Annotated in this window: 26 protein-coding genes; 14 read left to right on the top strand and 12 right to left on the bottom strand. The window is 70.2% G+C overall.

What is annotated here, in order from left to right; all coding sequences use genetic code 11:
- Window positions 1-2 precede the first annotated feature (2 nt).
- Entirely contained in the window at window positions 3-1,214 is a 1,212-nt protein-coding gene (locus tag ACK4TT_RS15495; protein WP_410213359.1) for an efflux RND transporter periplasmic adaptor subunit, read from the bottom strand.
- Between the two features lie 214 nt (window positions 1,215-1,428).
- Here ACK4TT_RS15495 and ACK4TT_RS15500 point away from each other — a divergent pair, with 214 nt between their 5' ends.
- The gene (locus tag ACK4TT_RS15500; RefSeq protein WP_409642607.1) at window positions 1,429-2,409 is read left to right on the top strand and encodes an NADPH:quinone reductase; all 981 of its coding nucleotides are present in this window, start codon (window positions 1,429-1,431) and stop codon (window positions 2,407-2,409) included.
- On the opposite strand, the gene ACK4TT_RS15505 is transcribed toward ACK4TT_RS15500, so the two are convergent.
- From ACK4TT_RS15505 to ACK4TT_RS15515, 3 genes are all read right to left on the bottom strand, one after another.
- Window positions 2,406-3,125 carry an AAA family ATPase gene (locus ACK4TT_RS15505; protein ID WP_410213360.1) on the bottom strand — a complete coding sequence of 240 codons (720 nt, stop codon included), beginning with the start codon at window positions 3,123-3,125 and terminating at the stop codon, window positions 2,406-2,408. The genes ACK4TT_RS15500 and ACK4TT_RS15505 overlap by 4 nt on opposite strands.
- Window positions 3,126-3,290: 165 nt before the next feature.
- Window positions 3,291-3,536 carry a hypothetical protein gene (locus tag ACK4TT_RS15510; protein WP_409642611.1) on the bottom strand — a complete coding sequence of 82 codons (246 nt, stop codon included), beginning with the start codon at window positions 3,534-3,536 and terminating at the stop codon, window positions 3,291-3,293.
- Window positions 3,537-3,603: 67 nt separating this feature from the next.
- Window positions 3,604-4,368, bottom strand: coding sequence for a competence/damage-inducible protein A (locus ACK4TT_RS15515; protein ID WP_410213361.1), 765 nt, complete (start codon window positions 4,366-4,368; stop codon window positions 3,604-3,606).
- A gap of 151 nt (window positions 4,369-4,519) precedes the next feature.
- Between ACK4TT_RS15515 and sfsA the strand changes: the two genes are divergently transcribed.
- Window positions 4,520-5,230: a DNA/RNA nuclease SfsA gene (gene sfsA / locus ACK4TT_RS15520; RefSeq protein ID WP_410213375.1), complete on the top strand. Its 711-nt coding sequence runs from the start codon at window positions 4,520-4,522 to the stop codon at window positions 5,228-5,230.
- Window positions 5,231-5,263: 33 nt separating this feature from the next.
- On the opposite strand, the gene mgtE is transcribed toward sfsA, so the two are convergent.
- Together mgtE and ACK4TT_RS15530 are read right to left on the bottom strand one after the other, a co-directional pair.
- Entirely contained in the window at window positions 5,264-6,634 is a 1,371-nt protein-coding gene (mgtE, locus tag ACK4TT_RS15525) for a magnesium transporter (RefSeq protein ID WP_410213362.1), read from the bottom strand.
- A 269-nt stretch (window positions 6,635-6,903) separates the two neighbouring features.
- A complete protein-coding gene (locus ACK4TT_RS15530) occupies window positions 6,904-9,018 on the bottom strand; it encodes a S9 family peptidase (protein ID WP_410213363.1) in 2,115 nt (704 codons plus the stop codon).
- A gap of 142 nt (window positions 9,019-9,160) precedes the next feature.
- On the opposite strand from ACK4TT_RS15530, the gene map reads away from it, so the two are divergent.
- From map to ACK4TT_RS15555, 5 genes are all read left to right on the top strand, one after another.
- Window positions 9,161-9,979 carry a type I methionyl aminopeptidase gene (gene map, locus ACK4TT_RS15535; RefSeq protein WP_409639826.1) on the top strand — a complete coding sequence of 273 codons (819 nt, stop codon included), beginning with the start codon at window positions 9,161-9,163 and terminating at the stop codon, window positions 9,977-9,979.
- 4 nt (window positions 9,980-9,983) lie between these two features.
- On the top strand, window positions 9,984-10,274 hold the full coding sequence (locus ACK4TT_RS15540) for a hypothetical protein (protein WP_409639824.1): 291 nt from the start codon (window positions 9,984-9,986) through the stop codon (window positions 10,272-10,274).
- Between the two features lie 249 nt (window positions 10,275-10,523).
- On the top strand, window positions 10,524-11,069 hold the full coding sequence (locus ACK4TT_RS15545; protein ID WP_409639821.1) for a DUF4402 domain-containing protein: 546 nt from the start codon (window positions 10,524-10,526) through the stop codon (window positions 11,067-11,069).
- A 39-nt stretch (window positions 11,070-11,108) separates the two neighbouring features.
- Window positions 11,109-11,864 (top strand): RadC family protein, encoded by a 756-nt coding sequence (gene radC / locus ACK4TT_RS15550; RefSeq protein ID WP_409639818.1) that lies wholly within the window; start codon window positions 11,109-11,111, stop codon window positions 11,862-11,864.
- A 127-nt stretch (window positions 11,865-11,991) separates the two neighbouring features.
- The gene (locus ACK4TT_RS15555; protein ID WP_409639813.1) at window positions 11,992-13,197 is read left to right on the top strand and encodes an acetyl-CoA C-acyltransferase; all 1,206 of its coding nucleotides are present in this window, start codon (window positions 11,992-11,994) and stop codon (window positions 13,195-13,197) included.
- Here the strand turns inward: ACK4TT_RS15555 and ACK4TT_RS15560 are convergent.
- Complete coding sequence (locus ACK4TT_RS15560; RefSeq protein WP_409639810.1) at window positions 13,194-13,652, bottom strand: SgcJ/EcaC family oxidoreductase; 459 nt, start codon at window positions 13,650-13,652, stop codon at window positions 13,194-13,196. The two genes, ACK4TT_RS15555 and ACK4TT_RS15560, sit on opposite strands and share 4 nt — an antisense overlap.
- A 153-nt stretch (window positions 13,653-13,805) precedes the next feature.
- Between ACK4TT_RS15560 and ACK4TT_RS15565 the strand changes: the two genes are divergently transcribed.
- Genes ACK4TT_RS15565 through ACK4TT_RS15575 form a run of 3 tightly spaced genes read left to right on the top strand, consistent with a single transcriptional unit; the run spans window position 13,806 to window position 16,448 of the window.
- Window positions 13,806-15,284, top strand: a complete 1,479-nt coding sequence (locus ACK4TT_RS15565; RefSeq protein ID WP_409639807.1) for a carotenoid oxygenase family protein — start codon at window positions 13,806-13,808, stop codon at window positions 15,282-15,284.
- 10 nt (window positions 15,285-15,294) lie between these two features.
- Entirely contained in the window at window positions 15,295-16,050 is a 756-nt protein-coding gene (locus tag ACK4TT_RS15570) for an SDR family oxidoreductase (protein ID WP_409639804.1), read from the top strand.
- Between the two features lie 11 nt (window positions 16,051-16,061).
- Window positions 16,062-16,448 (top strand): nuclear transport factor 2 family protein, encoded by a 387-nt coding sequence (locus tag ACK4TT_RS15575; protein ID WP_409639802.1) that lies wholly within the window; start codon window positions 16,062-16,064, stop codon window positions 16,446-16,448.
- 41 nt (window positions 16,449-16,489) lie between these two features.
- Here the strand turns inward: ACK4TT_RS15575 and ACK4TT_RS15580 are convergent, their stop codons facing one another.
- Entirely contained in the window at window positions 16,490-16,906 is a 417-nt protein-coding gene (locus ACK4TT_RS15580) for a nuclear transport factor 2 family protein (RefSeq protein ID WP_409639799.1), read from the bottom strand.
- A gap of 426 nt (window positions 16,907-17,332) precedes the next feature.
- Here ACK4TT_RS15580 and ACK4TT_RS15585 point away from each other — a divergent pair, with 426 nt between their 5' ends.
- The 3 genes from ACK4TT_RS15585 (at window position 17,333) to ACK4TT_RS15595 (ending at window position 20,631) form a co-directional block, all read left to right on the top strand.
- Window positions 17,333-19,609 carry a TonB-dependent receptor gene (locus tag ACK4TT_RS15585; RefSeq protein ID WP_409639797.1) on the top strand — a complete coding sequence of 759 codons (2,277 nt, stop codon included), beginning with the start codon at window positions 17,333-17,335 and terminating at the stop codon, window positions 19,607-19,609.
- A 63-nt stretch (window positions 19,610-19,672) separates the two neighbouring features.
- Entirely contained in the window at window positions 19,673-20,104 is a 432-nt protein-coding gene (locus tag ACK4TT_RS15590) for a nuclear transport factor 2 family protein (RefSeq protein ID WP_409639794.1), read from the top strand.
- An 8-nt stretch (window positions 20,105-20,112) separates the two neighbouring features.
- Complete coding sequence (locus tag ACK4TT_RS15595; RefSeq protein ID WP_410213364.1) at window positions 20,113-20,631, top strand: nuclear transport factor 2 family protein; 519 nt, start codon at window positions 20,113-20,115, stop codon at window positions 20,629-20,631.
- 6 nt (window positions 20,632-20,637) lie between these two features.
- Here ACK4TT_RS15595 and ACK4TT_RS15600 read toward each other — a convergent pair whose 3' ends face one another.
- Genes ACK4TT_RS15600 through ACK4TT_RS15610 form a run of 3 tightly spaced genes read right to left on the bottom strand, consistent with a single transcriptional unit; the run spans window position 20,638 to window position 23,404 of the window.
- On the bottom strand, window positions 20,638-21,594 hold the full coding sequence (locus tag ACK4TT_RS15600; RefSeq protein WP_410213365.1) for a winged helix-turn-helix transcriptional regulator: 957 nt from the start codon (window positions 21,592-21,594) through the stop codon (window positions 20,638-20,640).
- Window positions 21,595-21,652: 58 nt separating this feature from the next.
- Window positions 21,653-22,576, bottom strand: coding sequence for an NAD(P)H-dependent flavin oxidoreductase (locus ACK4TT_RS15605; RefSeq protein WP_409639786.1), 924 nt, complete (start codon window positions 22,574-22,576; stop codon window positions 21,653-21,655).
- An 18-nt stretch (window positions 22,577-22,594) separates the two neighbouring features.
- On the bottom strand, window positions 22,595-23,404 hold the full coding sequence (locus ACK4TT_RS15610; RefSeq protein ID WP_410213366.1) for a DUF1295 domain-containing protein: 810 nt from the start codon (window positions 23,402-23,404) through the stop codon (window positions 22,595-22,597).
- Between the two features lie 125 nt (window positions 23,405-23,529).
- Here ACK4TT_RS15610 and ACK4TT_RS15615 point away from each other — a divergent pair, with 125 nt between their 5' ends.
- Window positions 23,530-24,354 (top strand): SDR family NAD(P)-dependent oxidoreductase, encoded by an 825-nt coding sequence (locus ACK4TT_RS15615; protein ID WP_410213367.1) that lies wholly within the window; start codon window positions 23,530-23,532, stop codon window positions 24,352-24,354.
- A gap of 3 nt (window positions 24,355-24,357) precedes the next feature.
- Here the strand turns inward: ACK4TT_RS15615 and ACK4TT_RS15620 are convergent, their stop codons facing one another.
- Window positions 24,358-26,145, bottom strand: a complete 1,788-nt coding sequence (locus ACK4TT_RS15620; protein ID WP_410213368.1) for an AMP-binding protein — start codon at window positions 26,143-26,145, stop codon at window positions 24,358-24,360.
- Window position 26,146 lies beyond the last annotated feature (1 nt).

Genomic DNA, 26,146 nt, shown 5'->3' on the forward strand with positions numbered 1-26,146 from the left:
ACCTACTCCGCGGCGCGGGCGGTGGTGGCGTCGGACGACGGCGGGGTCACCACCTCCGGCCTGGGGGCCGTGGGCGCCGACGCGACGATGCGGCCGGGGCGGGCCACGACCTTCATGCCCGGGCGGACCCGGTGCTGGCCTTCGATGATCACCCGGTCCGCGCCGGTGAGGCCCGAGCGGACCACCCGCAGGCCGTCGACCAGCGGGCCCAGTTCCACCTTGCGGGGCTGGACGGTGTCGCCCGGGCCCACCACCAGCACGATCTTGTCCGACTGGTCGGCCATGACCGCCGCGTCGGGGATCACCAGCGCGTCGTAGGCGCCCGAGCCCAGGAGCCGCATCCGGCCGTACATGCCCGGCGTCAGGAAGAGGTCGGGATTGCGCACCACGGCCCGGCCGCGGATCGTCCCCGAGCCGGGGTCGAGCGCGTTGTCCACGAAGTCCATGCGGCCCCGCCAGGCGTAGCCGGTCTCGTCCTGGAGCTGGATCTCGACAGGGTTGGCCGCGTCGCGCGAGCTGGTGCGCGACCCCTCGCGGTTCTGCCGCTGGTACTTGAGGTACACGGCTTCCGAGCCGGTGAAGGCGAAGTGGATCGGGTCCAGCGAAACCACCGTGGTCAGCAGGGTGGGCTCCGCGCCCTCGGCGCTGACCAGGTTGCCGACGCTCACCCGGCGGTCGGAGACCCGGCCGGTGATCGGCGAGGTCACCTTCGTGAACGACACGTCCAAGGCTCGCGCCTGCTCGGCGGCCCGGGCGGCGCCCACGGCGGCCTCGGCGGTCTCCCACTCGGCCTTGCGCGCGTCATAGGTCGAGCGGCTGACGAAGCCCGTGGACAGCAGCTTCTCGGCGCGGGCGAGCTCCAGCTTGGCGCGCGCGGCCTCGGCCTCGGCGCGCTTGGTCTCGGCCCGGGCCTGGGCCAGCGCGGCCTCGTAGGGGCGCGGGTCGATGACGAACAGCAACTGGCCCTTCTTGACCAGGTCGCCGTCGTGGAAATGCAGCGAACGGACGTAGCCGGACACCCGGGGTCGGACATCCACCTCCTCGATCGCCTCGAACCGGCCGACGAACTCGTCCCAGTCCACGATCTTGCGCGCCAGCGGCGCCGACACGGTGACGGGGGGCGGGCCCTGCACGGGCTCGGCCCGCTTCGCGCCGCACGCGGCGACGACCAGAGACACCAGGACCGCCACGGCCATACGGACCGATCCCGACATGCTCACTCCTGGAAGTATGGATGTTCCGCGATCCGCCCCACGCGGCCGCGCTTGAGCCCTAGTTGGGGACCGCCACGGTCGAAATCCAGAGGGTGACGCCACGGAAATTTCGCACCTGCGGCGAAGGCGTGTCCGGATGATGGCGCGGACGGCCTTGCGGCGCGCTCCGGCCACCCCAAATGCAGCGGCCCCATAGTCAAGCTTGGAGAACGGGATGCGGGCGGTGTGGTACGAGAAGAAGGGTCCGGCGCGCGAGGTGCTGGTCGCCGGCGAGATGCCGACGCCCCAGCCCGCGGCGGGCGAGGTGCTGGTCGCCATCCGGGCCTCGGCGGTCAATCCGTCCGACACCAAGGGCCGGGGCGGCGCGCGCGGCAATGTCGCCATGCCCTTCCCCCGCATCATCCCCCACCAGGACGGCGCCGGCGTCATCGAGGCGGTCGGCGACGGCGTCGATCCCGCCCGCGTCGGCCAGCGTGTCTGGCTCTACGAGACCCAGCTCGGCCGCCCGTTCGGCACGGCCGCCGACTACGCCACGGTCCCGGCCGCCAAGGCCGTGCCCCTGCCCGAGGGCGTCAGCTTCGAGGACGGCGCCTGCCTGGGCGTGCCGGCCATGACCGCCCACCGCTGCGTGTTCGCCGACGGGCCGGTGGCGGGCCAGACGGTGCTGGTCGCCGGCGGCGCGGGCGCGGTCGGCTTCTACGCCATCCAGTTCGCGAAACACGGCGGCGCCCGCGTCATCGCCACCGTCAGCAACGCCGAACAGGCGAAGGTCGCCCGCCGCGCCGGCGCCGACCTCGTGGTCGACCGCAAGACCCAGGACGTGGCCGCGGCCGTCGGCGAGCGCAGCGTGGACCGCGTCGTCGAGGTGGCCTTCGGGGCCAACCTCGACGCCATCCTGAAGGTGCTGAAGCCGCGCGGCGTGGTGGCGACCTACGCCTCGGACGCCGAGCCGGAACCCAGGCTGCCGTTCTGGTCGTTCGTGGGCCTGGACGCCACGATCCGCTTCGTCCTCGTCTACGTGATGTCCGAAGCCGCCCACGCCGAGGCGGCCGAGTACGTCACCCGCGCCCTGCGCGACGGCTGGCTGAAGCACAACATCGCCGCGGTCCTGCCCTTCGAGGCGGTGGTCGAGGCGCACGAGCGGCTGGAGGCCGGCGGCGCCGGCGGCAAGATCGTCCTGTCGAAGGGCGTCTAGGCGGTCGGGACCATGGCCAGGCCGGCGCGCGCGTGGGTCCGGCCCAGGTCGTCGTTGGCCGTGCGCATCGGCGCGCGGCCCTCGCCGTTGAGCTGGCGCCAGACGTGGCCGAACAGCTCCTGCACCTCGCGCGCGGCGGCCCCGCCGCCGTCCATCTCCATGACCGAGCGGGCCTGGGCGAAGGCGGTCTGGTAGACCACGCGCGAGCGCAGCGCCACGGGCGCCACCGGCAGGCTGGCGAACCGCAGCGCCTCGAACGCCTTGAGCACGGCCGGCGGCTCCACACCGTTGCGGGCCGGCGGGCACTGGTTCAGCGCGATCAGCCCCTCGCGGCCCAGGCGCTGGATCACCGCCACCGACATCACCGCGGCGGCCAGGTCCAGGTAGGTGGGGCGGGCCACGGCCAGGCACAGGTCGGCCACCTTCACCGCCTCGGCCACGTCGGCCTCGGGCGCGGCCGGGGTGTCGATGATCAGCAGCTCCACGCCGCCGCGCTGGCAGGCCTGAGTCAGCGTGAAGAGCTTGGCGGCGCTGGTCTCGAACAGCACCGAGGCCGCCTCGTCGCGGCCCTTCAGCACCTCGCAGGCGCTGCGCATGGGATCGGCGTCGGCCAGCACGGCCCTCACGCCCATGACGCGGGCGGCCAGCGTCAGATTGACGGCGACCGTCGTCTTCCCCGCCCCGCCCTTGCGGGACATCACGGCTAGAGTCTTCACCCCTGGCGCCCCATCACGCTCAGGACGCTTGGCGCCCTTCACACCCACGGGCGCTCCTTTGGCCGACGCCCTGAAGCGCCGCCATTTGCGCACAACTTATCCACATCCGCAAAGTGACTTTACGGTGACGGCGAATCGGGCGTGCTGCGGCGAACCGCCGGGCGATCAGTCGCCAGTGGTGCCGTTCAGCGGGCGATTGGTCTGGCTCTTGTCGAGGGCGTCCTTGGCGTCCAGACGGCGCTGCTCCCATTCGGCCTTGGTGGCGCAGATCCGCTTGGGCATGCGCGAGCCGGCGACCGCCTCGCTCTTGCAGATCATCTTGTTGGCGTCGTCGGCCTTCTTGGCGCCCTCGGCGGCGGCCGGGGTTCCGTCCGCCAGCATGACCACAGCGGCGAGCATCGAAATCAACATGGCACTCTCCCCAGAGATGTAGGCCGAACATATGACACCGCGCCGCGGGCGCCAAATTACCCCTTTGTCACGCCTCGACCTCGCGGGCGCCGCCGATCCCCGCCTCCGCCAGCGCCGCGATCAGCTCACCGACGACCGCCGCCACCTCGTCCGGGTCGCGCCCGCGCAGCACCAGGTTCGAGCCGTAGCCGTCGGGCGTGAAGAACGGATAGCTGCCCAGCGACATCCCCGGATGGGCCTTGGCCACAGCCTCCAGCGGCGCGGCCAGCGCCCCCTCGCCGCTCCCCTCGACCCGCACCGTCCGCGACACCGTGGGCCGTCCGCCGCGCAGCCTGGGCCCCACGTCCTCCAGCATGCCGCGCATGATCTGGGGCACGCCGGCCAGCACGAAGACATTGCCGATGGTGAAGCCGGGCGGGCCCTGCACCGGGTTCTTCACCAGGTCCCCGCCCACCGGCACGCGGGCCATCCGCCGCCGCGCCGCGTTGAGCTGGTCGCCGAAGCGGGCCTCCATCATGGCGATGATCTCTGGATGCTCGACCAGCTCCACGCCGAACGCGGCGGCCACCGCGTCGGCGGTGATGTCGTCGTGGGTCGGCCCGATGCCGCCGGTGGTGATGACGTAGTCGTAGCGGGCGCGCAGCGCGTTCAACGCCGCCACGATCTCCTCCATCACGTCGGGTACGGTGCGCGCCTCGGCCAGGTCGATCCCCAGCACGCCCAGGTACCGGGCGATGTCGCGCAGGTTGGTGTCCTGGGTCCGGCCCGAGAGAATCTCGTCGCCGATGATCAGCACCGCGGCGGTCACGCGGTCGGAAGTCGTCTCGCTCATGACTCACATCTACCCCGTCATCCCCGGGCTTGTCCCGGGGACCCAGACGCGCCGACGCGCCCGGCAAGCCCACCGAGGTGGACGCGCATGGATGGCCGGGACCAGCCCGGCCATGACGACAAGGATGGCGAGGCTTGCTATCCGCCCGCCCATGGACTTCCCCTCGCCCCTGATCCGCGGCCGCCTGGTGTCGCGCTACAAGCGCTTCTTCGCCGACGTGGTGCTGGACGACGGGACCCCGCTCACCGCCCACTGCCCGAACCCCGGCGCCATGCTGGGCCTGAACACGCCGGGCCTGACCTGCTGGCTGTCGAAGTCCGACGACCCCAAGCGCAAGCTCGCCCACACCCTCGAACTCGTGGAGGCCGACGGCGGCCTCGTGGGCATCAACACCCTCCATCCCAACCGCCTGGTCGCCGAGGCCCTGGCGGCGGACGCCATCCCCGAGCTCGCGGGCTACGCCACCCACCGCCGCGAGGTCCGCTACGGCGAGAACTCCCGCGTCGACTTCCTGCTGGAGGACCCGCTGGACGCCACGGCGCCGCGGCTCTGGCTGGAGGTGAAGAACTGCCACCTCATGCGCACCCCGGGCCTGGCCGAGTTCCCCGACTGCGTGGCCGCCCGCTCGTCCAGGCACCTGCGCGAACTCCAGGCCATGGTCGCGGAGGGCGACCGCGCGGCGGTGCTGTTCATCGTCCAGCGCGCCGACTGCCGGGTGTTCAGCGCGTGCCACGACCTCGACCCGGCGTTCGCGCGGGGATTGGATCAGGCGGCCGACGCTGGCGTTGAGGTGCTCGCCTACGCTTGCGACCTCACGACCGAGCGTGTGGCGATCGGTCGCCGGATTCCATGGCGCCGATAGGGGCGTCCAGCACCTCCGCGCCCCGGCCGCGGTTCACAAGAGCGTTCCCCGCAGGATCACCAGAGCGACGCTGAAGTAGATCACAAGGCCGGTGACATCCACCAGCGTGGCGACGAACGGGGCTGACGCGCTCGCCGGATCGAACCCCAGCCGCTTGAGGATGAACGGCAGCATCGATCCTGTCAGCGAGCCGAAGGTGACGATGCCCACGAGGCCACATCCCACGGTCAGGGCGATCAGCCCCCAGTGTTCGCCGTAGTCGAAGAAGCCAAGCGTCTGCCAGGTCGCGATGCGGGTCATGCCGAGCACCCCGAGGATCGCCCCCAGGGTCAGCCCGGTGGGGATTTCCCGAACCGCCACGCGCCACCAGTCGCGCAGGCGCAGTTGGCCAAGCGCCAGGGCGCGGATCAGCAACGACGTCGCCTGCGAGCCGGAGTTGCCTCCCGAGCTCATGATCAGGGGGATGAACAGCGTCAGCACCACCGCCTTGGCCAGCTCGTCCTCGTAGTGCTGCATGGCGCTGGCGGTCAGCATCTCGCCGATGAAGAGGGCCGAGAGCCACCCGGCGCGTTTGCGGATCATCTTGCGGAAGCCGATCTGCATGTAAGGCTCGGCGATACCCTCGACGCCGCCGAACTTCTGAACGTCCTCGGTGCTCTCCGCGACGATGGCGTCGATCACGTCGTCCACGGTCACGATCCCGAGCACTTGGCGGCGGGCGTTCAACACCGGCACGGCCAGCAGATCGTGGATCGAGATGATCCGGGCGACCTCTTCCCTGTCGGTGTCGGGCGCGACCCAGATCGGCTCGCGCTCCGGCCCGACATCGAGGATCGATTGCTCCGGTTCGCCGGTGATCAGTTGACGAAGGGTCACCACCCGCACCAGTTCGCGGGTGTGAGGATCGAGCACGTGGATCGCATAGACGGTCTCGCGGGTGTGCTCCACCTCGCGGATGTGCTGAAGGGTCTGCGCCACCGTGAAGGTCGAGGGCACGCTCACGAATTCCGTCGTCATGAGGCTCCCGGCGGCGCCCTCCGGGTAGGAGAGCAGCAGCTTCAGGGACTGGGCGGTCTCGAAGTCGACCCGCGTGAGAAGCGCGGTGCGGTCGGCGCCATCCAGTTGGCGCAGCGTGTCGGCGGCCCTGTCCGCCGACATGCCCTTCAGGATGCGGCCGGCGAGCCCCTCGGGCAGACTCATGAGCAGTTCGCCCGCTCGGCTGAGTTCCGGGCGGTCGAACACCTCGATGGCGCGCTCCAGGGGCAGGTGCGAAAGCACCGCCGACGCGGTTTCCACGTCCTCGTCGTTCAGGCGGACGATGATGTCCGCGACATGCTCGTCGATGATTTGAGCCAGCAGGATCGGATCGACCGATCCGACCGACTCGTTGCGGGCGTCGTTCATAGCTCACCTCTCGATCCGCCACCGGGGACGGACCATGGCGAGCTAACCCATGCGGGCTAGGCCGGGGACCGCCGCGACGGCGCGAACAATCGACTTCGACTGTCGCTTGGCATGGGGTTGGGTTCCTGTGAGCCTTCCGGACGAAGGCGGAGCCAGATGAACTCGACCGGCCGCGCAGTCAAGCCCGCACCTGGCTCGGCGCCGGCCCGGCCCTGACTTCGGCGGGTCGCGAAGACCGTTCGCGATCCACATCCCCTGGCGCGGCTGAGTTACTCCACCCCCAGCCGGTCCAGAACGAAGGCGTAGAACTCGGCCGTCTCGCTGAAGCGGCCGAAGCGGCCCGACTTGCCCGCGTGGCCGGCCTCCATGTTCACCCGGAAGACGATGGGCTGGCCGCTGGTGGTGTTGTCCCGCAGGCGCGCCACCCACTTGGCGGGCTCGTAATACTGCACCTGGCTGTCCCAAAGGCTCGTGCCGACATAGATCGCCGGATAGGCCGTGGGCCTCACGTTGTCATACGGCGAATAGGCCAGCATGTAGCGGTAGTAGGCCGGAACCTTCGGATTACCCCACTCGTCGAACTCGTTGGTGGTCAGCGGGATGGTCTCGTCCAGCATGGTCGTCACCACGTCCACGAACGGCACCTGGGCGACGATGGCGCGGTAGTCCTCAGGCGCCATGTTGGTCACCGCGCCCATCAGCAGGCCGCCGGCCGAGCGGCCCATGGCGGCGGCCCGGCCCGGGGCGGCGTACTTCTGCGCCACCAGATGCCGTGTCACGTCGATGAAGTCGGTGAAGCTGTTCGCCTTGTTCATCAGCCGGCCCTGGTCGTACCAGGCGCGGCCCATCTCCTGGCCGCCGCGCACGTGGGCGATGGCGTAGACCACGCCCCGGTCCAGCAGGCTGACCACCGCCGGGCTGAACTCGGGGTCCGAGGACGAGCCGTAGCTGCCGTAGCCGTGCTGGTAGAGCGCCGCCGTCCCGTCGCGCTTGAAGCCCTTCCGATAGACCAGCGAGACCGGGATCTTGGTCCCGTCGCGGGCTGGCGCCCACACCCGCTCGGTCACGTACTGGCTGGCGTCGTAGCCGATCACCGACGTCTGCTTGAGCAGGGTCCGTTTCCCCGTCGCCACGTCCAGGTCGTAGGTCGAAAGCGGCGTGGCCAGCGAGGTGTAGGTGTAGCGCAACGCGGCCGCGTCCGGCTCGGCGTTGTCCCCGAAGCCCATGGTGTAGGCCGGCTCGTCCGCCGCCACGACCGTCGATGTCCCGTCGGCCTTCAGCAGCCGCAGACGCTTCACCCCGCCGGCGCGCTCCTCGATCGCCGTGAAGCCGTCGAACAGCCGGACGTCCTCGATGAACACGGCCGGGTCGTGCGCCACGAAATCGGTCCAGCGCGCCTTGTCGCCCAGCGGCTGGTTGTCGGGCTGCGTCACCAGCCGGTAGTTCGGCGCCCGCCAGTTCGTGCGGATCACCCAGCGGCCGTTCAAGTGGTCGGCCTGGTAGAGGTGGTCCTTCTCGCGCGGCGCGACGACAGCAAAGTCCCGGGGCGCGGCGGCCGGCGCGCAGCGCTCCTCGTTGGCCGTGGTGCTCCACAGGAAGATGCAGAGGAAGCCGTTCGAGCGGGTCCGGTGCAGGTTGATGTAGAAGGCGTCGTCCGGCTCCTCGTAGACCAGCCGGTCGGCGGCGGCCGGCGTCCCCAGCGCGTGGGCCTTCACCCGCTTGGACAGCAGGGTCACCGGGTCCTTCTCGATGTAGAGCAGCGTGCGGTTGTCGTCGGCCCACAGGAGGTCGGGCTCGATGTTCGACACGCCCTCCTCGGTCACCTTTCCGGTGGCGAGGTCCTTCACCTTCAGGACGAACTGCTGCCGGCCCACCGTGTCCTCGGTCCAGGCCAGCCGGCGGTTGTCGGGGCTCACGACCCACGCGCCGACCTTGAAGAAGCCCTTGCCCTGCGCCATGGCGGTCTGGTCGAGCAGCACCTCTTCGGCCGCGCCAACCTGATCCTTCCGGCGGGTCAGCACCGGATAGTCCTTCCCGGCCTCGAAGCGCGAGGCGTACCAGTAGCCGCGCTGGCGGTAGGGAACGGATGCATCGTCCGGCTTCACCCGCCCCGTGATCTCCTTGAACAAGGCCTCCTTCAGCGGCTTCACCGGCGCCAGCACCGCGTCGGCGTAGGCGTTCTCGGCCGCCAGATGGGCCAGCACCTCGGGGTTCTTCCGGGTGTCGTCGCGCAGCCAGTAGTAGTCGTCGTTCCGGGTCCCGGCCGGCGCCTCGACGGCGTGCGGACGCTTGGCCGGCCTGGGCGGAACGGGGGCCTGGGCCTGGGCGGCCCCGGCGGAAATGGCGAACAGCACGGCCGCCGCGGCGGCCTTCGCGAAACGCATGGATATCCCCCGAACAGAGTCGTGACGGGACGCTCGCACGCGCCCTCGCGCCCGCCAAGGCCGTCGCCGCGCTTCGTCGCCCAGGGGCCCCGCGTGTTGAACTTTCGGCTCCGGGTCGTCACATAGGCCCCTGGAGCACCCCATGACCGACATTCTCGACGGCGAATACCGCACCGGCCAGATCAAGCTGCACACGGCCGAGGACTTCGAAGGCATGCGCCGCGCCGGCCGCCTGGCCGCCGAATGCCTCGACATGCTGACGCCCCACGTCGTTCCGGGCGTGCTGACCGAGAAGCTGGACGACCTGGCCCGCGAGTTCATCCTGGACCATGGCGCGCTCCCCGCCTGCCTGGGCTACCGGGGCTACACCAAGACCGTCTGCATCAGCCCCAACCACATCGTCTGCCACGGCATCCCGGGCGAGCGCGTGCTGCGCGAGGGCGACATCGCCAACATCGACGTCACCGTCATCCTGGACGGCTGGCACGGGGACACCTCGCGCATGTACGGCGTGGGCGAAGTGGCGCCGCGCGCGCGCCGCCTGGTCGACATCACCTACGAGGCCCTGGAGCGCGGCCTGGCGGCCGTGAAGCCCGGCGCCACGACCGGCGACATCGGTCACGCCATCCAATCCTACGTCGAGAGCATGCGCTGCTCGGTGGTGCGCGACTTCTGCGGCCACGGCCTGGGCCGCGTGTTCCACGACGCGCCCAACATCCTGCACTTCGGCCAGAAGGGTTCGGGCGAAGTCCTGAAGCCCGGCATGTTCTTCACCATCGAGCCGATGGTGAACCTGGGCAAGCATCCGGTGAAGCTGCTCTCCGACGGCTGGACCGCCGTCACCCGCGACAAGTCGCTGTCGGCCCAGTGCGAGCATTCGGTGGCCGTCACCGAGGACGGCGTCGAGATCTTCACCCTGTCCCCGGCCGGTCTCTTCAAGCCGCCGATCCAGGGCGCCTGATCCCGTGATCCTGCGGACCTGGACCGGACGGATCAGGGCCGGACGGATCAGGACCGCGGACGGCGCGGAATACGCCGCTTACGTCGAGACCAACGGCGGGGCGACCTACCTCGCCACGCCCGGCGACCTCGGTTGGCAGACGGTGTTCCGCGACCTGGGCGACGGGACCTGCGAGGTCGCCACCCTCTCCTGGCGGAGCGGCATGGACGCCGTCCATGGCTTCGGCCACCCCGAACACGTCCGGCGCCACGAGGTTGTCTCCGGGTCGGGGCCGTCGTCCGCGCCGTTAAGGTGACCGCCGGCTGAGTCCGCACCGGCGACAGTCCGTGCATGGAGGATTTCAGAAACCCACGTTCTCCCCTCTCATCATGGCGGTCCGGTTTACTGATCGCGACAGAGGCACATCTTGCCCGCGGGCGAGAAGAACGCCCGTCCTGGGTAGCTGACCGCGGTCACGACTTGGCGCGGAACTTGCTGCCGCGACGGTAACCGACTATGGCCAAGCCGCGTCCCGCCCAAATCGGGACGTCTGCGGAGATCGACCATGCTGCCAAGCCTGCCGAAGCCCCTGAAGGTCCTCGCCGGCGCCCTCCTGGCGTCGGCGCTCGCCGGCGTGGCCTGCGCCCAGACGACCTCGAACCAGTCGGTCAACGGAAGCATCGCCATCTTCCAGCCGATCACGCTCACCAAAGGCTCGGACCTGTCGTTCGGCACGGTGATGCGACCGGCCTCCGGCGCGGGCGACGTCATCATCAACGCCTCCACCGGCGCGCGCAGCGTCACCGGCAACGTCCAGGCGATGGCCAACGGGCCGGCCCCGGCGCCGTCGCGAGCCACCTTCACCGTCAGCGGCGAGGGCGGCCTGAACTTCAGCATCAGCTACCCCGGCAACTTCAACCTGACGCGCAACGGCAACCAGGACCCCATCCAGGTGAACCTGAACGCCACCTCGGGCGGCGGCGCGCTCAGCGGGTCGGCCGGCTCCACCGGAACATCCAGCTTCGGCATCGGCGGCCAGCTCACCATCAGCGACAGCACGCCCACCGGCTCCTACACCGGCTCGTTCACGGTCACCGTCTCGTACAACTAGGCTTGCCAATCCAGAACGCATGGGGAACATTCGTGTCCCATGCGCAACCTGCCCGGCATTGAGGACGCCTCCGGCCTGCCCGAGCCCCGGTTCGACCTGTGGGCGGCCCCCGCCGTTTCCGGGAAGCCCCACCACCTCGGCCACCGCGAGCGTCTTCGCGACCGCGCCGTGGCCGGCGGCCTTGCGGCCCTGCCGGACTACGAGCTGCTCGAGCTCTTCCTCTTCCGTTCGATCCCGAAGAAGGACGTCAAGCCGCTCGCCAAGCAGCTCCTGGCCCGTTTCGGGTCGCTGGGCGCCGTCCTGGGCGCCTCGCCCGAGGAGCTGCGCACGGTGAAGGGCGTCGGCGAGGCCGTGGCGCTGGACCTCAAGCTGCTGCACGAGGCGACGCTTCGGACCGCGAAGGAACAGGTGGCCCGCCGGCCGTTGATCTCCTCGTGGTCGGCGCTGCTCGCCTATGTGAAGGCGGCCCTCGCCCACGAGAACCGCGAGCAGTTCCGGGTGCTGTTCCTCGACAAGAAGAACCAGCTCCTCGCCGACGAGGTGATGAACCGCGGCACGGTCGACCACGCGCCCGTCTATCCGCGCGAGGTGGTCCGCCGGGCCCTGGAGCTGTCGGCCAGCGCGCTCATCCTGGTGCACAACCACCCCTCGGGCGATCCCACGCCTTCGTCCGCCGACGTGGACATGACCCGCCAGGTGGTGGACGCCGCCCGCGCGCTCCGCATCGCCGTCCACGACCACCTGGTGGTCGGCCGCGACGGCGTGGCCAGCTTCAAGGCGCTCGGCCTCATGTAGCGGCCCGCCAGCCGCCAGCCGCCCGCCGCCCGCCGCCCGCCGCCCGTCCCGCGCGAATTCCCCGATCGCCCTTCCCGCGACGGGATGACTTCGTTTACAAGACTGACTCGGGGTGGGGAGGAGTGCGATGCCGGTCTATATCTTCGACGCCGTGCGCACGCCGCGCGGCAAGGGCCGGCCGGACGGGTCCCTCGCCAGGGTGAAGCCGGCCCGGCTGGTCGGGCAACTGTTGCGGGCCCTGGCGCGCCGCAATGGCGACGAAGCCGTCGCGGCGGCCGGCCATCTCACCCTCGGCTGCGTCACCCAGACCGGCGTCCAGGGCGGCCACATCGCGCTGTCGGCCCGCATCCAGGCGGGACTGCCGGACGAGGTCGCGTGCCTGACGATCAACAACTTCTGCGTCTCGGGCCTGAGCGCGATCGCCGACGCCGCGCGGCGGGTGGAATGCGGCCAGGTGGACCTCGCCCTCGCGGGCGGAGTCGAAAGCATGTCGCAGACGCCGTTCCTCGCCGACGAGGCAGATTTCTACACCGACATGGGCATGGCCGCGCGGATGGGCTGGGCGCCGGTCGGCCTGGCCGCCGACCTGCTGGCGACGACCGAGGGCGTGACGCGGGCCGAGATGGACGCCGTCACGCTACGCTCCCACCGCCGGGCGGCGGCCGCCTGGGCGGCGGGCCGCTACGACGGCCGGGTGATCCCGGTGACGGACGACGACGGCCAGGTCGTGCTGGCGCGCGACGAGAACATCCGTGACTTCGGGGACGGGGCGGCGCTCGCCAAGCTCGGGCCGGTGTTCGCCGCGCCCGGCGCGGCCGGCTACGACGACATCCTGCTGGCCCACCGTCCGGGCCTGTCCGAGGTCAGGCATCTGCATTCGGTCGCCCATTGCCCGCCGATCTCGGACGGGGCGGCGATGGTCCTGCTGGGCGCGCTGGAGGCCGGCCGCGCGCTGGGCCTGACGCCGCTCGCCAGGATACGCGCCTTCGGAGAGACTGCCGGCGACCGGGTGCTGCAGCTCACCGCCGGCTTCAGCGCCATGCAGCAGGCGCTCGGGCGGGCGGGCCTCGACCTCAAGGACATGGGCGCCGTGGAGTTCATGGAGGCCTTCGCCGCCGTCCCCGCGCTGTTCGAGCGCCGCCACGCGCCCGACATGGAGCGCGTGAACCCCAACGGCGGCCACCTGGCCATGGGCCATCCCATGGGCGCCACCGGCGCCGTGCTGACCACCACCCTGCTGGACGACATGGCCCAGCTCGACGCCGAGACCGGTCTGGCGGTGGCCACGGGCGGCGTCGGCGTCGGCGCCGCCGTGGTCCTCGAACGTGTCTAGTGCTCCGAGACGCCCATCTCCTTCAGGAGCTGGGCGCGGTCGTAGTATTCGCGCCAGACCTTCACCTTGCCGTCCTGGACGTCCAGTACGCCCACCACCGGCACGGCGCCCGGCTTGCCCTTGTAGGTGAAGCGGTCCACCCGCTCGATGAACACCAGGCCGTCGATCACCCCCATGTGCGACACGTCCAGGATCACGCCGTCCGGCGCGCCCTCGCCCAGGGCGGCGATGCGCTGGTAGATCGCCTCGCGGCCCTTAACCGGCTCGATCATCATCGAGTGCAGCACCCCGTCCTCGGCGAACAGGTCGCCCACCTTGCGCCAGTCGGCGGCCTTCCAGGCGGCGATCATCTCCTTCACCACCGCGATCCGGCCCGCATCCGTGTCGGCGGACAGGGCCGGCGCCGGCGCGAGAAGCACGGCCAGGGCCGCGACGGCCATCGTGAACGCTTTCATGAGTTTCCCCCCGCCCCCGACGGGGCTCTCCATGTTCCGGCGGTCGCCTGTTTCCGGCGCCGCCACTAGTCACTTGCACAACAAGACCATGGTGCTAGGGTGAATTCAAGGGCGCGCCGATCCGGCCGCCGATCGAGCCTTCGGAGAGCCTGGATGAAGATGGAGCGCTTGCCGCCGGTGCGGGTCTCGCTGCTTCCGAGCAACCACCCCTACCTGAGCGGCCCCTGGACCCCCCAGCACGAGGAGGTGAACGCCACCGACCTGGAGGTGATCGAGGGCGCCATTCCGTCCGACATCGACGGCGTCTATGTCCGCAACACCGAGAACCCGGCGCAGCAGCCGCTGGGCCGGCACCATCCCTTCGACGGCGACGGGATGCTGCACATGATCAGCTTCAAGGACGGCAAGGCGGACTACCGCAACCGCTTCGTCCGCACCCGCGGCTTCGAGGCCGAACAGGAGGCAGGCCATGCGCTGTGGGGCGGCCTCGCGGACGGGCCGGGCGTCTCCCTACGCCCCGGCTTCGGGGCCCATGGCGGGCTGAAGGACGCCTCCTCGACCGACGTGGTCGTCCACGGCGGGCGGATCGTCTCCACCTTCTACCAGTGCGGCGAGGCCTACTGGCTCGATCCCGAGACCCTCGAGCAGGGCGGCGTGGCGAGCTGGGCGCCCCTGGACGGCGTCTCGGCCCACACCAAGATCGACGAGGCGACCGGCGAGCTCCTGTTCTTCAACTATTCCAAGCACGCGCCCTACATGCACTACGGCGTGGTCGACCGGCACGGGAAGCGGGTCCACTACGTGCCGGTGGCGCTGCCGGGGCCGCGCCTGCCGCACGACATGGCGTTCACCGCCAACTACTCGATCCTCAACGACCTGCCGGTATTCTGGGACGAGGAGCTCCTGAAGCGGAACATCCACGCGGTCCGCCTGCATCCCGGCCTTCCGTCGCGGTTCGCGGTGATCCCGCGCTACGGCCAGCCGTCGGACATCAGGTGGTTCGAGGCCGACCCCACCTACGTCCTGCACTTCCTGAACGCCTACGAGGACGGCGACGAGATCGTCATGGACGGCTACTTCCAGGAGAACCCCACGCCGCGGCCGCTGCCCGACGCGCCCGAGGGCCTGGGCCACATGATGGCCTTCCTGGACGAGCACAGCTTCCGGCCCAAGCTGCACCGCTGGCGCTTCAACCTGAAGACCGGCGAGACCACCGAGCGCCACCTGGACGACCGCATCCTGGAGTTCGGGATGTTCAACCAGCGCTACGCCGGCAAGCCCTACCGCTACGCCTACTCCACGACGACCAAGCCCGGCTGGTTCCTGTTCAAGGGCTTCGTGAAGCACGACCTGGAAACCGGCGAATCCTGGGAGGTGACCCTGCCCGAGGGCCGCTACGCCAGCGAGTCGCCGTTCGCGCCGCGCGTCGGCGCGAAGGACGAGGACGACGGCTATCTGGTGAGCTTCATCATCGACGAGAACAACCAGACCTCGGAGTGCATCCTCATCGACTGCAAGCGCTTCGACGACGGTCCCGTCTGCCGCATCGCCCTGCCCCACAAGATCTCCAGCGGAACGCATTCCGTCTGGGCCGACCGCGCCTTCATCCGCGACGGCTTCATCGCTGACTGAGGCCGACATCATGGAGATCAAGGACAGCGTCGCCCTCGTCACGGGCGGCAACCGCGGGATCGGCGAAGCCTTCGTCCGCGCCTTCCTGGCGGCCGGGGCGGCCAAGGTCTACGTCGGCGCGCGCGACGTGGCCAACGCCCGCCATCTCGTCGACGAGGACCCGCGTGTGGTCGCCGTTCAGTTGGACGTGAGCAAGCCCGAGCAGATCGAGGCGGCGGCCGCGCAATGCCAGGACGTCAGCATCCTGGTGAACAATGCCGGCCTCTTCGCGATGCAGACGCTCCTCAAGGCCCCCGACCTGTCGGCGGCCCGCGCCGAGATGGAGGTCAACTACTTCGGCCCTCTGGCCATGTGCCGGGCCTTCGCGCCGATCCTCGGCCGCCACAGGGAAAGCGCCATCGCCAACGTGCTGTCGGCCGGGGGCATCGTGGCCGTGCCCGGCATGGGCGGCTACAGCCCGTCCAAGTTCGCGGGCCGGGCCATGTCGACCTGCCTGCGCGCAGAGCTGGCGGGCCAGAACACCTCGGTCACGGCCCTGATCGTGGGCTCGGTCGACACCCGCATGGCCAGCCACGTGGAAGGCTTCAAGGAGACGCCCGCCACCATCGCCGAGGCCGGGCTGAAGGCCATCCGCAAGGGGGCGACCGAGGTGGATACGGACTTCATGGCCATCGACGTCCGCGCCAACCTGGCGCGCGATCCCGCGGGCTTCGAACTGCAGATGCGCCGCTCGCTCTCGGGCGAGCGCGTGACCACCGGCCGATAGGAGCGCGCCCGATGACGCCTCAGGAACACCTCGACTTCGCCGAACGGTTCGTCTCGGCGATCCAGGCGGGCGACACCGCCGCCGTCCGGGCCTGCTACGCGCCCGACGCCAAGCTCTGGCACAACACCGACGGGATCGAACAGACCGTCGATCAGAACATGAAGGTGCTGGACTGGTTCATCCGCACCCTCCCCGACCGCCACTACCGCGTCCTGCGCCGCGAGGCCTTGCCGGACGGCTTCCTGCAGCAGCACGTGCTGGAGGCCACCCTGCCGGACGGCCGGCGGTGGGCCATGGACGCCTGCGTCGTGGTGAAGGTCGAGAACGGCGTGATCACCCGCCTCGACGAGTACCTGGACTCCGCCCGTTCGGCCGAGCTCCGCCCATTCGGCCGCTAGGCGCCGCCCCGGCGAGGCCGCCGCGGGAGCGGAGGCCTGGCTCAGCGCGTCTTGGCGTCGAAATCCTCCACGAGGCCCATGGCCTTCAGGAGGTGCGCCCGGTCGTAGTATTCGCGCCACGTCTTGATGAGCGGCCCGTCGAATTCCAGCACGCCCACCACCGGCGCGGAGCCCGCCTTGCCGCGGATGGTGAACTCGTCGGTCCGTTCCATGAACAGCAGGCCGTCGATCACGCCGATGTGGTGGATCTGGAGCGTGATCCGCTCCAGCCCGTCGGCGAGGCCCGCCACGCGCCTGTAGACCGCCTCCCGGCCCACGACCGGCTCCACCATCATCGAGTGCAGCACGCCGTCGGGCGCGAACATGTCGGCCACCTTGCGCCAGTCCATCGCGCGCCACGCCTCGGCCATCTCCCGGCCCAGCGCGATCTTCTGTTCGTCGGTCAAGTTCGTGGCCATGGTCCGGCGTCTCCACCCTGAATGTCTTTTAACTTGCATAACCGTACGAACTGCTGGCAAGTCCTTTTCTGCTGCTTTCATCCGTAGCCGCCGTCGGGGCCGGGAGGCCTCAGGGGGCGACCAGCGGAGAAGGTGACTTGCTTGACGAGACGCAAACCTTACGCCTACGCTCGAACCAGTAAACTACAGAAACAGAACGAGTAATTGGGAGGATGTGGAGCTGGAGCGCCTGAGGGTGTGACGCCTCTGCGTGGGTGATGCTCGCATCGCGTCGATGACGTTATGCAAGCCATCCGCGCGACGTTCGCGCCTTCGGAAAAGGCGTATCCCGGCCGCGGCGCCCTCCGTTTCCGACGTCCTTCCGTTCGATGGACCAATGCAAAAGGGGCCTCGCGCCGCAAGGCGGGGCTAAGGGGGAGACCACCTGTGAATCTTCAGCACACCGCTTCTGCTATCGCCCTGCTCGCCGGACTGGGCCTCGCGGCGCCGGCCCTTGCGGCCGACAACGCGCCCGCCGCACAGCTCGAGGAGCTGATCGTCACCGCCCAGAAGCGCGAGGAGAACGTCCAGTCCGCGCCGCTCGCCATCACGGCGGTCACCGGCGCGACGCTGGCCAAGGACCGCGTCCTGACGCTCCAGGACCTGGCCAACACCATGACCGGCATCTCGTTCACGGCGAACTCGCCCCAGTCGTTCGAGATCAACATCCGCGGGGTGGTGAACACCCGCCTGAGCTCGCCCACCGCCGACCAGTCGGTCTCGACCTTCGTCGACGACGTCTTCGTGAGCCGATCGGGCAACCTGAACTCGGCCTTCTACGACATCTCGCGCGTCGAGGTGGTGCGGGGGCCGCAGGGCGTGCTGCTGGGCAAGAACGTGGCCGGCGGGGCGGTGAACATCATCAGCAACGCCCCGAGTTTCGACGCCTCGGGCAAGGTCACCGTCGCACTGGGCAACTACGACCTGCGGCAGACCAACGGCTACATCACCGGGCCGATCGCCGAGGGCCTGGCGGGGCGCGTGTCGTTCCAGACCATCAACCACAGCGGCTATTACAAGGACATCCTCCACAACACCGACCTGGAGAACCTCGACTCCACCCAGGCCCGGGCCCAGTTGCTCTACCAGCCGGACGGGAGCGACCTGCGCGCCCAGCTCATCGTGGACTACGCCAAGGACAGCAACGACGGCATCCATCGTGTCGGCCTGAAGAGCAAGACGCTGCCGGCCAGCTTCACGCCGTGGTCCGGCACCCGCGCGCTGATCGACGCGCTTCGTCCGGGCGGCCTCGACCGGGACGAGAGCCTGCCGATCTGGCCGCTGTTCAAGGGCGACGCAGCCCCCACGCCCCAGGGCGCGCGGCACGAGACCTACAGCATCATCGCCAAGGTCGATAAGGACCTCACCGAGACCATCCGCCTCTCCAGCGTCACCGGCTACCGCCACAATCACTCGTTCACGCTGTACGACCAGACGGGCCTCGGCCCGGCCAACGGCTACAACGTGGCCGCGCCGCTGCTCTTCGCCGAGCCGGTCAACTTCATCGAGGGCATGAACCAGGTCTCGCAGGAGGTGCGGCTGGCCTCGACGAACACCGAGAGCCGCTTCGACTGGCTGGTCGGCGCCTACTATCAGAAGACCAACGTCCACCAGTACAATCGCTACTGGGGTGAATCGACAGTCCTGCCGACCCTCTCGGGCGAGAGCCACTGGGACGACCACGGCCACAACCGCGACCTGGCGGTGTTCGCCCAGGTGGGCTTCAAGCTCACCGACACCCTGAAGCTCGACGTCGGCGCCCGCTACACCAAGGACAAGAAGTACGGCTTCCAGCGCGGCATCATCGTCGCCACCGGCGACCGGCTGAACCCCAACGACACGGCGCCGCTGACGCCGCTCACGACCAACTTCGCCACCGCCTACGGCGACTCCTGGAAGGAGCTGACGCCGCAGGCCACCCTGCGCTGGACGCCCGACGACCAGAACATGGCCTATCTGACGGTCTCGCGCGGCTTCAAGGGCGGCGGCTTCCAGAACAGCGCGTCCAACGCCTTCGCCGCGTCCACGCCCTACAATCCCGAGACGGTCACCAACTACGAGGCCGGCTACAAGACCGAGTTCATGGATCGCCAGGTCCGCTGGAACACGGCCGTGTTCTACATGAAGTACAAGGACCTGCAGGTTCAGCAGACCCTGGCTTCCTGCCTCTGCAACGTGATCAGCAACGCGCCGGGCGCCACGATCAAGGGCGTCGAGACCGACGTGCAGGTGGCCCCCACGCGCTGGCTCCGCGCCTGGGCCAGCGGCAGCTACGTGCACGCCGAATACGACACCTTCGTCTTCGCCGGGGTGGACAACTCGGGCAACCGCATGCAGCGGACGCCCCGGTGGCAGGGCGCGATCGGGGCCGAGGTCACCACCGGCGTCGGCTCGTGGGAGGACGCCCTCTCGGCCCGCCTCAGCTATCGCTACCAGGGCAAGATGCCCTGGGCGCCCGAGAACACCACCTGGGAAGAGAGCTACGGCATCCTGGACGGCCGGATCACCCTGACCCCGCCCGACAGCCCCTGGAGCGTCTCGGTCTACGGCAAGAACCTCGCCAACACCGTCTACCGGACCAACATCATCCCGTTCTTCCAGGAAGAGATGTCGTCGTTCGGCAATCCCCGCACCTACGGCATCGAACTGTCGGCATCCTTCTAGGGCGCCCCTGGGCCGGGCGGCGCGAGCCGCCCGGCCCTTTCCTTTTTCCCTTGCGAGCTTTCCATGGGCCGCCGTTTCGCAATCCTTACGCAGGTGATCGAGGCCTGGCAGGCCCGCGACGTGGAGCGCGTGCTGGCCTTCATGGCCGACGACATCGTCTGGCACTACGCCGCCGCCGCCATGCCGCCGGTGCGGGGCAAGGCCGCCGCCCGCAAGCTCCTGGACCGCTTCCTGGCCGACATGCACGGCGTGGCGTGGCGCATCTTCGCCCATGCCGAGACGGCCGACCGCCTCTTCGTCGAAGGCGTCGACGACTACCGCACGCCCGAAGGCCATCGGGTCGCCACACCCTACGCCGGCGTGCTCGACTTCCGCGGCGACCTCATCGTGGGTTGGCGGGACTACGTGGATCTCGGCGTCGCCGCCGACCAGAAGGCCGGCCGCCCCTTCACCCGCCAGGTTCTCGAACTGCTCGACCGCCCCAGCCTTGGATGATCCCGCCCATGCCTGTCGACCGCCGCGCCCTGCTGACCGCCGCCGGAGCTCTCGCCGCCGGGCCCGCCCTCGCCGAGGAGAAGACCGCCATGCCGCGCCTCTATCCCGTCCTGGAGGCGATCATCGCCGCCTGGAAGGCGCAGGACGTCGAAGGCGTCCTGGCCCACGTCACCGACGACATCGTCTGGCGCAACTCGTCCGGCTACGCGCCCGCCATCCGGGGCAAGGCGGCCATGCGCGAGGCCCTGCAAAGGATGAAGGCGGTGATCGAGCCCGGCAGCAACCGCTGGCGGATCTTCGACCACGCCGAGAACGAAACCCGCCTCTTCATGGAAGGCGTCGACGAGTTCCGTCTGACCACCGGCCAGCACGTGGCCATCCCCTACGCCGGCAGCCTGGAGTTCCGCGGCCTGCTGGTCAGCGAATGGCGCGAGTACTTCGACGGCCGGATCAGCGCCGACATGAAGGCCGGCAAGCCGATGACGCCCGAGGTCCAGGAGATGATCTCCCGGCCGGTCGCCCGATAGGCGCGATCAGCCGTCCAGGGCCGGGGTCACGTTGAACGCCGTGACCTCTTCGTGGCACTGGTCGCAGGTGATCTTGCCCTCCAGCACGTGGCCGCAGGGCCGGTGATGGGTGATCAGCGGCGGGCCCTTGCCGCCGTCCAGCCAGCGGTCGCCCCAGCGGTTCAGCTCGGCGATGAGCGGATAGAGGTCGCGGCCCTCGTCGGTCAGCCGGTACTCCCAGCGGTCGGGCCGCTGCTGGTAGAGCTCCTTGCGCAGCACCCCCAGGTCGACCAGCCGGGTCAGGCGGTCTGCCAGGATGTTGGGCGCCACGCCCAGGGCCGACTGGAAATCGTTGAACCGCCGCCTGCCCAGGAAGGCCGAGGCGATCACATGGCTCGTCCACCGGTCGCCCAGCACCTGGAAGGCCCGGTCCAGCATCGGGTTGCCCTGGTTCAGGGCGTCGGCGGGCACGGTCGAGCGCCGCTGGGCGCGCGGCGGCAGGGACGGTTCGAGTCCCGCGCCCGGCCCCTCCTCCACCCAGACGTCCCGGGGGCCGACCAGCTCGCCGCAGCACCGGCACCGGAACTCGGGCGTGAACTCGCGCCCGCAGTCGTGGACCAGGCGATGGGCCGGATTGGCCGGGTCGTAGAACCAGCGCTTTTCCCAGCGGATGATCATCAGGGCCAGGCTGTAGAGGTCGCGGCCCATCTCGGTGAGGTGGTACTCCTCCCGCACCGGTCGCTCCTGGTAGCGCGCCTTCTCCAGGACGCCGGCCTTCTGCAGGCGGCGCAGGCGGTCGACGAGCAGGCTGCGGGCCACGCCGATGCGGCCCTGGAACTCGTCGAAGCGGCGCACGCGCTGGAACGCCAGGTACAGGATCATCAGCGTCCAGCGGTCGCCCAGGATGTTCAGGGCGCGGGTGGCGGAGTTGGCCTGGACGAGCTGGGTCGGCGGCGGCGTTTCGGAAATGGGGGATTCGGCCATGTCGCCTCGGCTGCGCCGCCGACCCTTCGGAATTGGCCGGGGCGTTGTCAAGCGCGCCTCAGCTCGCCGCGCCGGCCCGCGCGTAGTCGGCCGCCAGGTCGTCGACGATGGCGGCCAGGGGCTCGATCGCCTTCACCTGCCCCGCCCCATGGCCGGCGGACCAGACGTCGCGCCAGCGCTTGGCGGCGTCCTCGGGCCGGCCGAGGTTGATCTCGGCCTTGGACTTCAGCCCCTCGGCGTCGTAGCCGGCGGCCAGCAGGCTGGCCTTCAGCCAGTTGGCCGGCATGCCCGTGAGCGCCGCCGAGGTGACGATGTCCTCGGCCGTGGCCTCCACCAGCATCTGCTTGTAGCCGGGCACCGCCAGGCTCTCCTCGCAGGCGATCAGCCGGGTGCCCAGGTAGGCGAGGTCGGCGCCCAGCATCTGGGCGGCGCGGATCGCCCGGCCCGAGCCTATGCCGCCCCCCAGGACCAGCGTCCCCTCGAACCACTCGCGCACGGCCGGCGCGAAGGCGAAGCCCGAGATGGGACCGGTGTGACCCCCGGCCCCCGACGCCACCAGGATCAGGCCGTCGACGCCCGTCGCCGCCGCCTTGCGGGCGAAGGTCAGGGAGTTGACGTCGGCGAAGACGAGGCCGCCGTAGCCGTGGATCGCGTCGACCACCGCCGAGGGGCTGCCCAGGGCGGTGATGACGATAGGCGGCCGGTGCTTCAGCACCAGCTCCAGCTCCTCCTCCCAGCGGGCGTAGGACCGGTGGACCATGATGTTCATCGCCCAGGGCGGCGCGTCGCCGGGAAGCGTCGCGTTGATCGTCTCCATCCACCGGTCGAGCTCTTCGAGCGTGCGGGCGTTGTTGGCGGGGAAAGAGCCGATGATCCCGGCCTTGCAGGCGGCCAGCACCATCTCGACCCCGCTCACCAGGAACATGGGGGCGGCGATGGCCGGCAGGCGCAGGCGCCCGGCGATATGGGCAGACAAGGACATGTGCGTTCTCTCGTGGACCTAGGCGGCCTCGGGCGGCTTGGGCGGCCAGGGGATGAAGGCCGAGGTCCGGCGGACGTAGTCCTCGTAGGCGGGCTTGCGGCGGCGCATCCGCCCCTCGACTGTCGGCATCCCGCTCCAGCGGGTCAGGGTGTAGACGAGGTAGATCGGCCCCACGACCGCGAACAGGCCCAGGTGCGTCTCGGCCGCCACCAGCCAGAGCCCCCACCAGACGCAGGCGTCGCCGAAGTAGTTGGGGTGGCGCGTGTAGCGCCAAAGGCCCTTGTCCAGCACCTGCCCGGCGTTGGCGGGGTTCTTCCGGAAACGGACGAGCTGCCAGTCGGCCAGGCTCTCGAACAGCAGGCCGAAGACCGCCAGGACGGCGCCGGCGATCCCCAGGGCCCCCAGGGTCGCGGGCTCGGCCTCGACCTGCCCGAGCTGCACCGGCAGGCAGACCAGCCACAGCAGCGGCATCTGCAGCATGAACACCAGGCGGAAGGCCGCGTAGCCGTAGCCCCAGCCGCGCTCGGCCTTGGCCTTGTCGAGCAGCCGCACGTAACGGCCGTCGGGCCCGTGGTCGCGCCAGCGCCACAGCATGTAGCCGCCCAGCCGCACCGCCCAGGCCACGCAGATGGCGGTCAGCACCATTCGCCGCTCGGTTCCCCCGCCGGTCTGCAGGAAGGTCGAGATGGCCACGACACCCATGCCCAGGCCCCACAGGCTGTCCACCGGGGTAACGTCCCGCTGGGCCACGCAGATGGCCCAGGCCAGCACGAAAACCCCCAGGATCACGGCGGCGTTCACCGCCAGGATCACCACAAAGTCAGGCACGCGAACCTCCCCCTGTAACGCCCGCGGACTCCCCCCGGAATCCTTCGGACCGATTTGACAGTCTTTCTATGCAAGTTAATGTCCGCCGCCAACACGCGGCAAGCGAAAACACCTGGAGGAACGGGATGGGCGGTTTCAGCGGCAGGACGGCCCTGGTCACCGGGGCGGCGGGCGACATCGGCGCGGCCGCGGCGGCGGCCTTCGCGCGCGCCGGCGCGAGCGTCGTCGTCACCGACCGGCGGGCGGACGCGCTCGAAGCCGTGGCCGCCACGGTCCGCGAATCCGGCGGCGAGGTGCTGGCCTACGCCTGCGACCAGTCGGACCCCGCCGCCGTGGACGGCCTCTTCGCCGCCGTGCGGGATCGGTTCGGCCGCCTGGACGCCGCCTTCCTCAACGCCGGCTACGGCCGCTACGGGGCGCTGATCGACCTGCCGTTCGACCAGTGGCGCAAGCATGTGGACGTCAACCTCAACGGCGGTTTCCTGATGGCCCAGGGCGCCGCGCGGCTGATGCGGGACGGGGAGCGCGGCGGGGCGATCGTCTTCACCGCCTCGACGGCGGCCACGCACATCTGCGACCTGCTGGGCGCCTACGCCGCATCCAAGGCCGGCGTGCGGATGCTGGCGAGGTCGCTGGCCTCCGAACTCGGGGTCTGGCGCATCCGAGTGAACCTGGTGCTGCCAGGGATCATCGAGACGGCCATGACGAAGTCGCTGATCGACGACCCCGCCGTGCGCGCCGACGCGGTCTCCAACACGCCCGTGGGCCGCCTGGGAAGACCCGAGGACATCGCCGGGCTGGCCGTCTTTCTTTGCGGCGACGAGGCCGGCTACGTCACCGGCGCCGAACTCCTGGCCGACGGCGGCCAGACCCTGCACGGCTATCCCCGCTGGTTCAGCGCCGACTACGCCGAGGCCGGCGCCGAATGGACGCCCCACACCCGGCGCTGAACGTCAGAGGACGATGACGCCGTCGTCCGGAGTCTCGGCGTAGAGACGCGCCACCTCCCCGGCCCGGCGGTCGATGACCGCGCGGCGGTTGATGGTGCCCTTGTCCGAGATCTCGTGGGCGTTGGCGCTGGGCGGCTCGGCGAGCAGCAGGGCCCGCTTCACCCGCGCCGCGCTGCCGTGCTGGCCGGCGTTGAAGGCCGCCAGGCGCCGGGCGATCTCGTCCGGCTCGGCGCCCGCCTGCGCCCAGAGCATCACGCCGAGATAAGGCCGGCCGTCGTCGCAGAGCACCAGGTCCGTCACCAGCGGCGAGAGCGCCTTGAGGAGGCCGTCGCGGAGCGAACCGCCATAGACCCAGGCCCCGCTCGACAGCTTGAACTCCTCGGCCGCGCGGCCCGAGAACGCCAGCCCCTTCGCCGGGTCCGCGGGATCGTGGAAGGTCACGAGGTCGCCCGTGCGGTAGAAGCCCTCCTCGTCGAAGGCCGCGGCGGTCTTCTCGGGATCGTCCAGGTAGCCCGCGGTCACGTTCGGCCCGCGCACGCGCAGTTCGTAGCGGTCGCCCACCGGGACCAGCTTCACCGTCGCGCCGGGCGCCGGCAGGCCGATGCCCACCTGGTCCGTCTCGAAGTGGATGACCATGAAGGCCGAGACCGTCTCGGTCATGCCGTAGCCGCTGGTCATCATGATCCGGCAGCCGGTCTCGGCGACCGCGGCGGCCTGCAGCCGGTCCAGCACCGTCTGCGGCAGGCCCGCGCCGCCGTACAGCATCAGCCGCATCTTGCGGAAGAAGGTGCTGCGGAGCTCGGCGTCCTTCTCCAGCGCCTCGGTCAGCATGGCGTAGCCGAGCGGCACGTTGTTGAAGTAGCTGACCGGGATCTCGCGCAGGTTCCGGATCGAGGCCTCGAACAGGCCCGGCGCCGGCTTGCCGTCGTCGATGTAGAGCGTTCCCCCCTCCAGCAGCGTCGTCCGCAGGACGAAGGCGCCCGCCGCGTGGTGCCAGGGCAGCCAGTCCAGCATCACGTCGTGCCAGCCCGCCGCCTGGCCGATGGTCTGCTGGCACTGGGTGGAGTTGGCCATCAGGTTGTCGAAGGTGATCGGCACCACCTTGGGCAGGCCGGTCGAGCCCGAGGTCAGCATGAGGGCCGCGCGGTCCTGCGGCCCCAGGCGGGCGATGGACCGCGCCACCGCCTCGGTCGGCGCCGTCGCCAGAACGTCGGCGTAGGCCACGGCGGGCTTGGAGAGCCGCGACGGATCGCCCGTGACGATCTTCGCCCCGGCCAGGTCCAGGGCCTCCAGCGCGCCCTTGGTCGCGCGCGTGTCCTCGGCGAAGACGACGCCGGGCCTGACCTTGTTCACCACATGCGCCAGCCGGCCGTAATCGCCGCCCAGGGCGGCGTAGGTCACGCTGACCGGACAGGCCGCCCGCCCCGCCGCCTGGGCCGCGAAGCTCATGACCGCGAAGGCCGGGGTGTTGCCCGCCAGGATCAGGACCGGACCGTCGGGCGCCTCGCGCAGCAGCCATTCCGTGGCCGCGTCCATCTCCCGCTTGAGCTCGCCGTAGGACCGGAAGACCCACGCCCCGTCCGCCCCCCGCTGCGCCATCGCGGGCTTGTCGGCGGAGGCCGCGGCCCGCCGTGCGAACGCCGCCGGGATGTTGGGGTCGTAGGGCTTGAGCGGAATCCGCGAGGCGATCAGCACCGCCCCGTCGGCGCGGCGCTCGACCTCCAGGTCCACGGGCATGAGATGCGCCTCGCGGAACGGCGCCTTCACCTCGGCCAGGGCGCTGTCGGCCACG

It is taken from the genome of Phenylobacterium sp., from assembly GCF_046463815.1.
Lineage (GTDB): Bacteria > Pseudomonadota > Alphaproteobacteria > Caulobacterales > Caulobacteraceae > Phenylobacterium.